The organism is uncultured Corynebacterium sp. (genome assembly GCF_945649885.1).
Taxonomy (GTDB): domain Bacteria; phylum Actinomycetota; class Actinomycetes; order Mycobacteriales; family Mycobacteriaceae; genus Corynebacterium.
The window spans coordinates 1-11286 of record NZ_CALZFS010000100.1 but is presented as its reverse complement, the minus strand read 5'-3'; the positions used below and the strand labels follow the sequence as shown (position 1 = coordinate 11286).

The following is an 11286-nucleotide window of genomic DNA, read 5'->3' as shown; positions in this document are numbered from 1 at the left end:
TACTGACTAAGGCCTGAAACTGACCGTTTCGGAGGGAAACCCGTACGGTTATGCGTGCTGGCCGGTGTGGGCAAGGGGACTACGAGCAAAACCGTACTGACTAAGGCCTGAAACTGACCGTTTCGGAGGGAAACCCGTACGGTTATGCGCGCTGGTGGTGGAAGCAACCACAAATTACAATGATGGCCAGCTGACATCCAGTGTCTCACCCATGTCATCAAACACCCGACGGGCAACATCGAGATCCTTCGCGATGGCCTTCTGTCGGCCTAGACGGCGCTTATCGTCGTAGTAGCGTCCTGACTCCCAATGGATCCCCGGAACACCAGCAATGAAATAGGCCAGGTTCTCCCCGCCGACACCTGGGCGTGCGAACATCCGGGCTACCGGACTCTGATACATCCTGCCCAGCAGCCCAGCATCTTCCTGCCCGAAATTCGTTGCGATCACGCCCGGATGGAAGGCCACTGTATTTAAGCCAGCTGCGTGGTACCTGCGGTGGAGTTCCTTGGTCACAAAGATATTGCCCAGTTTGGCGTTGCCATAGGCACGATCTGCGGTGAAGCCGTCGAAGGTATTGGGATCGTCCACATCGAACTTGGAGAACACCAGCGACGCCACTGAGGATGTTGCTACCACGGAGGCCTGTGATTCCACCAGGACGGGCAGCAACAGATTGGTTAGTAGGTAGGGTGCGACCACGTTGACCTGCCAGGATTTTTCAAAACCATCCACGGTGGTCACCGGTCCCGGGAAAACCCCGCCGGCGTTGTTGGCCAGCACATCGATGCGGTCCAGGGCGGCTAGCTCCCCAGCGAGCCGTTGTACTTGGGCCAGGTCGGCGAAGTCGGCGACGTGCCATTCGGCACCAAGCTGCTTTGCTATGCCTTCTGTCTTCCCCGCATTCCTCCCAACCAGAACCAGTCGGTCCTCAGGTCGGACGTTATGGATGATTCGGGCAGCAGAGGCACCGATGCCATCTGAGGCACCTGTGATCACGATGGTTTTCATGGGAGCCGAGTATAGGGACATTCCCTAGACTTGAGTTGTCTCATAAAGTGCTACCGAAGAAAGAAGAGCTGGCATGGCTGCAGAGCTCGCATTGATCACCAGTTGGCAGTTTCAGCAGGAAGTCCAGATCCCCAAGGATGTCGGAGCGTTGCTTGTTCCTGGCGAGGTTCCGGTGACGGCATATAAAACCCTCAGGGACGTGGCGATCTTTACTGATCGGCGGATGATCGTGAAGGACGCCCAGGGCATCACCGGCAAGAAGGTGGAAATGTATTCCCTGCCCTATAAATCCATTGATATGTGGTCTTCAGAGAATGCTGGAACGTTGGATTTCAATGCTGAGCTGGAACTGTGGACCAGAGTTGGCGTTATGAAGATCAAGTTGGGCAGGGGAGTGGATGTCCGAAAGCTGGATAGTCTCATTGCCCATGCTGTTCTCGGTGGGCTGTGATCACAGGAGTTCAGGCATAACTGGTGGCGGCCCCTGCAGAAGGGAATGAAAAAAAGATCAGCCCCTCACAAAAATGTGAGGGGCTGATCTTAGTTGCGGAGGATAGGGGATTTGAACCCCTGAGGGATTGCTCCCAACCCGCGTTCCAGGCGAGCGACATAGGCCGCTAGTCGAATCCTCCAGCACGAACGTGGGCAACGTTATGTTGCTTCGTTCTGGGAATAGCGTACACAGAACCCGCCCCTGGTGACAAATCGGCAGCTCAGGGTCTTGGTTAGCGTTTCATCCCGGGTATCCGCTAGAGTTGTCCGCAGGATCCCGTGCGGCGTTTATCTTGTGAACTCCCCCAGGGCAGGAATGCAGCAAGGGTCAGCGAGCTCTGACGGGTGCGCGGGATCCCCTTAAGCGTCTAGAGTGGTGGCCCAAAGGCTACTGCTCTTTTTTTATGGTCTTTTACTGCCATTACATCCGTGTGACAGTCAGTATGTGTCTGTCGCTTTGCCACCATATCGGAGGTACACCGCCATGAGTTCCGTCCAGTTACAAGACTTTGATGCTGATCAGCTCGCCAAATTCCGTGAGAACATCGTCGCTGAGTTCAATGAGCTGAAGTCTAAGAACCTGAAGCTGGATCTGACCCGAGGGAAGCCTTCCTCAGAGCAGTTGGATTTTGCGGATGAACTCCTGGCACTGCCTGGCAAGGGTGAATTCATCGCTGCGGATGGAACTGATGTCCGCAACTACGGTGGTCTGACTGGCATCACCGACATCCGCCAGCTCTGGGCTGACCTCATGGGCATTGACGTTGCTCAGATCATCGCGGGTGATTCCTCCAGCCTGAACCTCATGTTTGATGTGATCAGCTGGTCCTACATCTTTGGTAACAATGATTCTGAGCGTCCCTGGAAGGACGAGGAGACCATCAAGTGGATCTGCCCCGTCCCCGGATATGACCGTCATTTCTCCATCACTGAGCGTTTCGGTTTTGAGATGATCTCCGTCCCGATGAATGAGGATGGCCCTGATGTTGCCGCAATCACCGAACTGGTGAAGGATCCGCAGGTCAAGGGCATGTGGGTCGTGCCGACTTTCTCCAACCCGACGGGTTATAGCGTCAGCGCGGACGTCGCAAAGCAGCTTGCTGAGCTGGAGACCGCCGCGCCGGACTTCCGCATCGTGTGGGACAATGCCTACGCCGTGCACACCCTGACCGATGAATTCCCGGAGATTTTGGACATCGTCAGCATCGCTGAGGCGGCTGGTAACCCGAACCGTTTCTGGGCTTTCACCTCCACCTCCAAGATCACCCTGGCTGGCGCGGGCGTATCCTTCTTCATCACCTCCGCAGCAAACCAGAAGTGGTACACCCACCATGCTGGTATCCGCGGCATCGGCCCGAACAAAGTCAATCAGCTGGCACATGTCCGTTATTTCGGTGACGCCGAGGGTGTGCGTTCGGTCATGCGTAAACATGCTGGTTCTCTGGCGCCGAAGTTTGAGACTGTGCTGAATATTCTGGATAATCGTCTCAACGAGTACGGTGTGGCCACCTGGACTGCTCCTGCCGGTGGTTATTTCATCTCCCTGGATGTCATTGACGGCACCGCATCACGTGTGGTGGAGCTGGCCAAGGAGGCTGGCATTGCGCTGACCGGCGCTGGTTCCTCCTTCCCACTGCGTCAGGATCCGGACAACCGCAATATCCGTCTGGCGCCGTCGTTGCCTCCTGTGGCGGAGCTTGAGGTGGCCATGGATGGTGTGGCCACCTGTGTGCTGCTGGCAGCAGCGGAGCACTTTGCCGTTTAAGTGAACATCGATGAGACGTCCTACTGGGTGGACCGCCTGTTTCCCGGAACGGCGCAGTTTCACCAGGTGGGTGCGTTTACAGTTGCGGCTTTTGAGGCGATCAACCCGGATTCCCCGGAGGAGTCGGTCGCCTGCACGGTCAATTTCGGGCGGGTTGATACCGGCCTGATCACCGAGGCCAGCGCTGAGAGCGTTGAAGTGCGCAGTGAGTTGCTGTGCTTGGCCCGCGCCCCGATTGACGTTCCGGGCCGTGCGGTGGCGGCCGCTGCAACAATGCTTGCCGACGCCACCCTCGCCTACCGCACCGCCGTGCGGGAGTCTCCTGAGGGCACCACCGACGTGGTGCCCATGCACGCCCAACCTGGTCAGGTCCTGCCCGCGGTGGGCATCATGGCCAATCTGACGCAGCAAGGTTATTCAGTCAACCACGGCATCCTGGCTGATCCACGAATCTGGGGTCCGGAGATTCCCTATGTCCGTGAAGAAGCCGGTGAAGTGCACGTGGATGCCCCGGATTCCCCTCCTGAGTTGGCCAGACTCACCCTGCCGCTGCAGCTGATCCTGCTCACTGACGCGGAATTCGAGATCGCCGTGCATGAGGGTGGGGATGTTCTCTTCCAGTGGATGGCGGAGCACCAGGTGGACCTCTTAGATCTCAAGCGTTAGAACGGTAGGCTGATTCGCGTGGCTTTGTATCGTAAGTATCGACCGGCAAGTTTCGACGAGGTAGTGGGGCAGGAGCATGTCACCGGCCCCCTTTCCGTGGCATTGGACAGCGGACGTATCAATCACGCCTACCTGTTTTCGGGTCCGCGTGGCTGTGGCAAGACGTCGTCGGCACGCATCTTGGCGCGCTCCCTGAACTGTGCGCAGGGCCCGACCTCCACCCCGTGTGGAGTCTGTAATTCCTGTGTATCTCTGGCACCCGGTGGCCCCGGCAACCTTGATGTGACCGAGCTCGACGCCGCCAGCCACAACGGTGTGGAGGATATGCGCGAGCTGCGCGACCGTGCCTTCTACGCCCCGGCGGAATCCCGTTACCGTGTATTCATCATCGATGAGGCACACATGATCACCAATGCCGGTTCCAACGCTTTGCTGAAAATTGTTGAGGAACCACCAGCCCACCTCATCTTCATCTTCGCCACCACGGAACCCGAAAAAGTCATCGGCACCATCCGTTCCCGCACGCACCATTACCCATTCCGCCTGCTCACCCCCACCGCCATGCGCGGCCTGCTGGAGCGGACCTGTCAGGCGGAAGGTGTGCATGTTGATGACGCCGTCTACCCATTGGTCATCCGCGCCGGTGGCGGCAGCCCCCGCGACAGCCTGTCCATCCTGGACCAGCTGCTCGCCGGCGCCGGTGCCGAGGGCCTGAGCTATGAGCGTTCCCTGCCGTTGCTGGGGGTCACCGACTCCACGCTTATCGACGACGCCATCATCTCCCTGTCCACCAAGGACAAAGCCCGCATGTTCACCACCATCGATCACGTCATCGAAGCAGGCCACGACCCCCGACGTTTCACCACCGACCTCCTGGACCGCCTCCGCGACCTGATGATCCTGCAGGCCGTCCCCGAAGCCTTGAACCTCGGCCTGGTGGACGCCCCGGTAGACCGCTCCGACACCCTCATCGAACAGGCCGGCATGTTCAACGGCAATGAGCTGGCCTCCCTGGCAGGCATGGTCAACACCGGCCTTGATGACATGCGCGGTGCCACCTCACCCCGTCTCCTCCTGGAGATCCTCTGCGCCCGCCTGCTGCTCTCTGCCGGCCAGGTCATCCACGGCATTCCCGCAGCGCCCGCCGCCACCGGGGGAGTGACCACCCAGGCACCAACCGGTTCCACCTCCTATTCCGCAGCCGGTGGAGCAGCTGCAGCAGCACGCGCCAAGGCATTGGCGGCCTCACAGAGCTACGGGCAACGGGGAGAACCCAAAAAGGCGGAACCGGCGCCACCATCACCACCGGCATCACAGACCACGCCGGAACCTCCTGCCGTATCTGCTGAGCCTGTAGCAGCCCCGCCTGCACAGGCTGCACCGTCTGCTCCGACACCCCAGGCTGATTGGACTCCGCAACCTACACAGCCAGCACCGGAACCTGCGCCTGAGTCTGCACCGGCCTCGCCACCGGCAGCACCTGCGCAGCCAACTCCTGCGCCGGAAGCAGTCGCGGAACCAAGGCCAACACCGGTCCCTGCTGAAGACCTGGTGAGCACCATCCGTAATGGTTGGGCAAATCTCCGTGCACTGGTGGGCAAGAAGAATATCCGCACCGAGATCATGCTCACTGAGGCGAAGGTGCTGGGGATCCGTCAGAACACCCTCGTCTTGGGTCACAGCACGGGGGCGTTGGCGAATCGTCTCAACGCACCAGATCATAATGAAGTGTTGGTGTCCGTTCTGCTTGAGGAACTGGGTGCCACCCTCGCGGTTGAATGCATCGTGGGCACAGATCCAGCAGCTGCTGGTTTCACAGCCCAGACGCAGACAGAAAAGCCCACCTGGAATCCCACGAAACCAGCTGTCCAGGAACCACCGGCACAACAGCAGATGCCAGAGCCTGCACAGGCACCGGTTCAGCCCGTACAGCAGACCCAGCAGGCACCAGCCCAGCAGGCAGTACCAGCACCACAAGCAGTGGAAACAGACGATTCAGAGGAGCCTGAGAGTCCGGCCCCGGCGCAGAATAACGGGGGATGGGGAAACCCGGTGCGGATCGGCAGTGAAGCACCTGCCGCAACCCCATCTGCCCCGGTGGTTCCGGAACCAGCTCCGGTTCCAGCCCCTCCGCAGCCTGCACGCCCTGAGGCGAACTCCAAGCTTTCCTGGCGTGAACGTGCCGAACAGGCGGCTGCCAATGCCTCAGCACACAGGCAGGCTCAGCAGGGAACCAGTGCGCCCTTCCAGGGAGGGGTGCCATTGCCGCCTGAGCCGGAGGACCTGCCACCGATGCCGGATGATCCCTATGGCTATCCGGCTGATGAGGGGATCCCACAGCGGAACCAACAGGCGTCCGTGGCCTCGCAGACTGTTCAGGCAGCGCCGTCCGCTCCCACCGGGCAGCAGGCCCCCTCCGGTGAACGGGGGGTGGGGAGGTGGTCGTCGAAAAGCGAAGAGGAGGAGATGATTCGCGAGGCAGCCAATGAACCAGGTCAAATGGACCGTCGCGACGCGAAGACCATCGCCATGGAACTGCTCGCTGAGGAGCTTGGCGCCCAGCCGCTGTAAGCCGAGAGCGAACCTGCGTAAAATCATGCGCAGGTTCGTGGGCGCGCCGGTAGACTCGTGCGCAAACGCAACACAAAAACTTTCAGGAAGGTCATCATGACTCAGCCAGACATGTCCCAGATTCTTGCCCAGGCCCAGGAAATGCAGGTCAAACTGCAGGCAGCACAGCAGGAAATCCTGGCATCCTCCGTCGTCGGCGACGCAGCAAACGGCCTGGTCACCGTCACCATGACCGGCTCCGGCGAGGTCTCCGAGGTCAAGATCGACCCCAAGGTCGTTGACCCTGAGGATGTAGACACCCTGCAGGACCTCGTACAGGGTGCTTTCCTGGACGCACACAAGAAGGTCGCAGCACTTGCGGAAGAGAAGATGGGCCCACTCTCCCAGGGCTTCGGCGGCGACATGGGCAGCCTGTTCTAATTTTTTAGAATTCTTCAACAGGGCCGGGTGTGGAGTACTTCCCCATACCCGGCCCTTCCATGTGCGATACTTGGCTAGTTAAACGCTTACTTGCAGATAGGTGAATTAAGAACGTGTTTGAAGGCCCTCTTCAAGATCTCATCGATGAACTGTCCCGACTCCCCGGCGTCGGACCGAAGAGTGCACAACGCATCGCATTCCATCTCCTCTCCGTGGATCCCGACGACATCGGACGCCTCCAGAACGCACTGGGAGCAGTCCGCGACGGTGTCCAATTCTGTCGCATCTGCTGTAGCATCTCCCGCGACGAAGTCTGTCGCATCTGTAATGACTCCGGCCGTGACCGTGGCCTGGTGTGTGTCGTGGAAGAACCCAAGGACATTCAGGTCATTGAACGTACCGGTGAATTCAACGGCCGCTATCATGTCCTCGGTGGTGCACTGGATCCCCTGGCGAACATCGGCCCGCGCGAGCTCAACATCTCAACCTTGTTGCAGCGTATCGGTGGTGTCCTCGAAGACCGTGAACTCGCAGATTCCACCCCGGGCACCCCGTTGTTTGATAATAAACCGGACATCCACGAAGTCATCCTGGCCACCGATCCCAACACCGAAGGGGAAGCCACCGCCGCCTACCTTGGACGTCTGCTCAAAGACTTCCCTGATTTGGTGATCTCCCGCCTCGCCTCCGGCATGCCACTTGGCGGAGACCTGGAATTTGTCGACGAACTTACCCTCTCCCGCGCACTGAGCGGACGACTGACGATCTAGCTACTGTTTGGGGTTTGGCGTCTTTCTGCACGGATTGTGTGGGAGGGCGCTTTTTCCTTGCTGGGCCAGGTGAATGACAAAACCATACGGATTTCAGATGGGAATGGTCGGTTCCAGGGCCTAGTTGGTATGGAAATGCATGGTGGGGCCTTGCAGTAGGCAAAACCGTACGAGCTTCAGTGGGAAATGATCGGTTTCAGGCCGAAGTCAGTACGGTTATGCATCGCAGCCGACCAGCTAAATAACAAACCACCGGCACCCTCTCCCTCCAGGGGACAATGCCGGTGGTTAAACCAAAGCTAAATAGACCTAGACCAGGCGTTCAGCGCGGAGGCGGTCCACCACGTCGATATCCAGTGGGTCCAGCGCGGCAAGAGTGGTGCCCATCGCCTTAGCCAATAAAATATCGGCAAGCTGAGGGTTACGTGCCAGAGCGGGTCCGTGCATGTAGGTGGCCACAACGCTGCCCTGGACGGCACCTTCGGCGTGTTGTTGGCGTTCGTTGTCCACCACGTCGGAGGCACCCCAGGTGTCGCAGTTGCCTTCGCCGCGGATGACCCGGCCGAGGGGTTCGGCGTCGGGCCCGAGGAGGGTGGCACCCATGTGATTTTCAAAGCCGATGAGTTTCTCGGTGAGCTCGGAGGTGAAGCCGGCGCGGGTGGGGGTGGAGATGACTTCACCGATGGCGCGTTTCTGGAGGGAGACGGTGGTGGCGTCGATAAGCCCGAGGCCATCGACGATGCGGCCGGCAGCACGGAAAGAATCGCCAAGTACCTGCAGGCCTGCGCAGACTGCGAAGATGGGGCGACCAGCATGCGCGGCGGTGGACAGGCCACGGTCCTGGGAGAGGTGCTCCGCCGCGAGGATCTGGGCGGTGTCCTCGCCGCCACCGAGGCAGTAGATGTCGAGACCGGAGGGGACGGCATCATCGAGCGTGAAGCGTTTGATCTCGGCATCAATGCCACGCATGCGGGCGCGTTGGCGCAGGACCAAAGCGTTGCCGTCATCGCCGTAGGTACCCAGGACGTCTGGGAGGATCAGTCCGATTGTCAGGGTGCTCATATTCAGTTGATCTCCTTTTCCAGGGCCTTCTTCAGGTCGCGGAATGCGGTGTAGTTGGCCAGAACCTCAACATGGCCGGGTGGGCAGGCACGGATGGCGGCGATGGGATCGCTCAGCAACTCGTGCTCGATCTCAGCGTAGGTCAGGCGGACCGCCAGGTCCGTGCCGCGTTCGCCGGAGGCTTTGACGGCCAGGCCGGAGAAGTCCTCGAAGTGGACGTCCCAGAGCCAGGAGAGGTCTTCGCCATCGGCGACCTGGCCGTTGACGGCGATGACCAGACCATCAGCAGAGCGGTCAACCATGGACAGGGCTTCCTGCCAACCGGCGGGGTTCTTGGCCAGCAGCAGGTGCACCTCATGCTCGCCGTAGGTGATGGTGGAGTAGCGTCCGGCTACATTGTCCACGCTATTCACCGCTTCAACAGCGGTGTCCAGATTCACGCCGTAGGCGGTGGCGGCGGCAATCGCCTGGGCGGCATTACCGCGGTTGGCCTGGCCAGGGAGGTTGAGGTCCAACACGATGTCGCCCTCGGGTGTGTGCACGATGTCGGCGTCAACAGCCCAGGCAGGCGTGGGGCGTTCGAAGATGCGGCCGTCGAGAAGCTCCTTGGTGGCGCGCCAGTGGTTCCCTTCGTAGACGATGCGGCTTTCGGTGCGGGGACAGGTGACGGCATCGCCCTGCCAACCACTGCCGGCAGCAACCCAGATGACGTTGGGGGCGTCATAAGCGATGGAGGTGACCAGCACATCATCGCAGTTGGCGATGATGGTCATGTCAGGGTTGGAGCGCACCGCATCGCGCAGCACACGTTCAATCTTGTTGATTTCACCCACACGGTCCAGCTGATCGCGGGAGAGGTTGAGCAGCACGAGGCAGGTGGGCTGGAGACGGTCAACAGCAGCGGGAACGTGGAGTTCATCCACTTCCAGCACCACATGGGAGGCATCGCGTCCGGCGAGCAGGGCGGAGATGATGCCAGCATCCATGTTGTCACCGCCCTCATTGGTGGCGATGCTGAACTTTTTTCGCATGGCGGCCACCAGCATGCGGGTGGTGGTGGATTTGCCGTTGGTGCCGGTGACCAGGACAACCGGGCGTTTGGCGGCTAGGGAGCGCATGATCTCAGGATCGACGGCATTGGCGACCAGTCCGCCGATCATTCCTCCGGAGCCCCGCCCGGTGGCTCGAGACGCAGTGGTGGCAAGTTGTGCGGCGGCGATGGCGATGCCACTCCGTATACGACGGAGAGGTCCGGGCAGTGAAAGCTTCATGACATTTTAGTCTAGTGAAAACATTGCCTTTGTTGCTCACCGCCACGAACTACTGGGCCTTTGGATCCCTCCGACCCTCTTTGACCCGTTCCACCTGCCGCATGAACGCCACATCAGAGAGCAGGGGAATACCCTTGCGTTGGGCGTGCATGGCCTTGCCATCGATATCGCGGGTCTGGTTGCACACCACCACGGAGGTCTGGCGGGTGAGTTTCTCAGAATAAGCCAGGCCGGCATCAACGGTGGCCTGGATGATGATGTTGGGGTCCATCTCAATTTCTGGTGCCACCACCACCTCCATGCCGGCGATCAGTGATTTCCCGGGTTCATAGGGGCCGGGGTTGATGAGTTTCCGGGGGGCTTCCTGTGCTTGGACGCGCACATGGGAACGCTGTAATCCGAATTTGTCGGCGCGGAGTTCTGCCGGTGTCAGTTCTGTCATCGGACCGTTGTTCTTCATGGTGAAATACAGTTGTGCCACCAGCAGGGTCTCCTCACGGCTGAGTTCGCGGTGTGCTGTCTGTGCGCGTTCCAGGGAGGCCTTTGCCTCCTGCGTGGGTAAAGCAAGGGTCTTTGCGACGCCACGCACCCGGACATCGTCCAGCACAACGCCCTGCCGGCGTGCAGACGAGAGTGTGTCGACGATCATCTCAGGCCTCGGGATATGCCCCACACGCTGCCGCCTGCGACCCCGCCCACCTCTCCTGTTGTTCCGGCTGTTGCTCCGGTTGGCACGTGCTGCGTCATTCATCGCCCGCTTGGCTTCAGACATGATGAAACCCCAGTAACGCGGCGCATTGTGGACAAGGAGTGTGCGGCCGTCGATCAGCCGGTCCAGACTCTTCAGGATCTGGCTGAACTTCTTGGCGTTGTGGAACTCCTCCTTATTCACCCCATGGAGGTGGAAAGGGCCAGGATCTGTGCCGGAATCCAACACTGCATGGAAAGTCTCCACAGGTGTGTTCTCAGCGCTCAGGGTGACAAGATCAATGGTCACCATTCTTGAGGTAGAGGGGTGGATACCACTGGACTGGATGGTCACGGCGACAAAAGGTGCAGCCTCGATGGCCTGCTGGCGTGCCAGTTCCTGTGCTTCACGACGCGCCTGTTCCTGCGTCTCCCGGTCATGTGAGGCGCTTTGTGCGTCTTGTGATTCCTGGTCGTCCTGCTGGTTATCTTGCATATCCTGTGTTTCCAGGGACTCTGGAGACTCCGATGCCGGAGAATACTGATCGGCGAAAGCTTCATAAGCCCCAGT

10 protein-coding genes, 1 tRNA gene and 1 other RNA gene are annotated in these 11286 nt (G+C 59.9%); 7 read left to right on the top strand and 5 right to left on the bottom strand.

Features of this window, described 5'->3' with window-relative positions; translation table 11 throughout:
• Positions 1–174 precede the first annotated feature (174 nt).
• On the bottom strand, positions 175–1032 hold the full coding sequence (locus tag Q0M74_RS10560) for an SDR family NAD(P)-dependent oxidoreductase (protein WP_293954206.1): 858 nt from the start codon (positions 1030–1032) through the stop codon (positions 175–177).
• Between the two features lie 52 nt (positions 1033–1084).
• Here Q0M74_RS10560 and Q0M74_RS10555 point away from each other — a divergent pair, with 52 nt between their 5' ends.
• On the top strand, positions 1085–1462 hold the full coding sequence (locus Q0M74_RS10555) for a PH domain-containing protein (protein ID WP_293954204.1): 378 nt from the start codon (positions 1085–1087) through the stop codon (positions 1460–1462).
• A gap of 96 nt (positions 1463–1558) precedes the next feature.
• Here Q0M74_RS10555 and Q0M74_RS10550 read toward each other — a convergent pair.
• Positions 1559–1643, bottom strand: a tRNA-Ser gene (locus Q0M74_RS10550).
• A 128-nt stretch (positions 1644–1771) separates the two neighbouring features.
• Here Q0M74_RS10550 and ffs point away from each other — a divergent pair.
• From ffs to Q0M74_RS10520, 6 genes are all read left to right on the top strand, one after another.
• Positions 1772–1868, top strand: an RNA gene (gene ffs / locus Q0M74_RS10545) — signal recognition particle sRNA small type.
• 119 nt (positions 1869–1987) lie between these two features.
• Positions 1988–3268: an aspartate transaminase gene (locus Q0M74_RS10540; RefSeq protein ID WP_293954202.1), complete on the top strand. Its 1281-nt coding sequence runs from the start codon at positions 1988–1990 to the stop codon at positions 3266–3268.
• On the top strand, positions 3269–3934 hold the full coding sequence (locus tag Q0M74_RS10535; protein WP_293954200.1) for a hypothetical protein: 666 nt from the start codon (positions 3269–3271) through the stop codon (positions 3932–3934).
• A gap of 18 nt (positions 3935–3952) precedes the next feature.
• Positions 3953–6505, top strand: coding sequence for a DNA polymerase III subunit gamma and tau (locus Q0M74_RS10530; protein WP_293954199.1), 2553 nt, complete (start codon positions 3953–3955; stop codon positions 6503–6505).
• A gap of 96 nt (positions 6506–6601) precedes the next feature.
• Positions 6602–6925: a YbaB/EbfC family nucleoid-associated protein gene (locus tag Q0M74_RS10525; protein ID WP_293954197.1), complete on the top strand. Its 324-nt coding sequence runs from the start codon at positions 6602–6604 to the stop codon at positions 6923–6925.
• A gap of 113 nt (positions 6926–7038) precedes the next feature.
• The gene (locus Q0M74_RS10520) at positions 7039–7695 is read left to right on the top strand and encodes a recombination mediator RecR (RefSeq protein ID WP_293954195.1); all 657 of its coding nucleotides are present in this window, start codon (positions 7039–7041) and stop codon (positions 7693–7695) included.
• A 309-nt stretch (positions 7696–8004) separates the two neighbouring features.
• Here the strand turns inward: Q0M74_RS10520 and Q0M74_RS10515 are convergent, their stop codons facing one another.
• Genes Q0M74_RS10515 through Q0M74_RS10505 form a run of 3 tightly spaced genes read right to left on the bottom strand, consistent with a single transcriptional unit; the run spans position 8005 to position 11211 of the window.
• Entirely contained in the window at positions 8005–8757 is a 753-nt protein-coding gene (locus Q0M74_RS10515) for a type 1 glutamine amidotransferase (protein ID WP_293954193.1), read from the bottom strand.
• A gap of 2 nt (positions 8758–8759) precedes the next feature.
• Positions 8760–10028 (bottom strand): Mur ligase family protein, encoded by a 1269-nt coding sequence (locus Q0M74_RS10510; RefSeq protein ID WP_293954191.1) that lies wholly within the window; start codon positions 10026–10028, stop codon positions 8760–8762.
• A gap of 49 nt (positions 10029–10077) precedes the next feature.
• Positions 10078–11211, bottom strand: coding sequence for a DNA polymerase III subunit epsilon (locus tag Q0M74_RS10505; protein WP_366088197.1), 1134 nt, complete (start codon positions 11209–11211; stop codon positions 10078–10080).
• Positions 11212–11286: the final 75 nt, after the last annotated feature.

Bases quoted from the DNA above. Each gene is read 5' to 3' on its own strand.
- Q0M74_RS10540 (WP_293954202.1), top strand. From the start codon at position 1,988: ATGAGTTCCGTCCAGTTACAAGACTTTGATGCTGATCAGCTCGCCAAA.
- Q0M74_RS10505 (WP_366088197.1), bottom strand. From the start codon at position 11,211: ATGCAAGATAACCAGCAGGACGACCAGGAATCACAAGACGCACAAAGC.
- Q0M74_RS10560 (WP_293954206.1), bottom strand. From the start codon at position 1,032: ATGTCCCTATACTCGGCTCCCATGAAAACCATCGTGATCACAGGTGCC.
- Q0M74_RS10510 (WP_293954191.1), bottom strand. From the start codon at position 10,028: ATGAAGCTTTCACTGCCCGGACCTCTCCGTCGTATACGGAGTGGCATC.
- Q0M74_RS10555 (WP_293954204.1), top strand. From the start codon at position 1,085: ATGGCTGCAGAGCTCGCATTGATCACCAGTTGGCAGTTTCAGCAGGAA.
- Q0M74_RS10515 (WP_293954193.1), bottom strand. From the start codon at position 8,757: ATGAGCACCCTGACAATCGGACTGATCCTCCCAGACGTCCTGGGTACC.
- Q0M74_RS10525 (WP_293954197.1), top strand. From the start codon at position 6,602: ATGACTCAGCCAGACATGTCCCAGATTCTTGCCCAGGCCCAGGAAATG.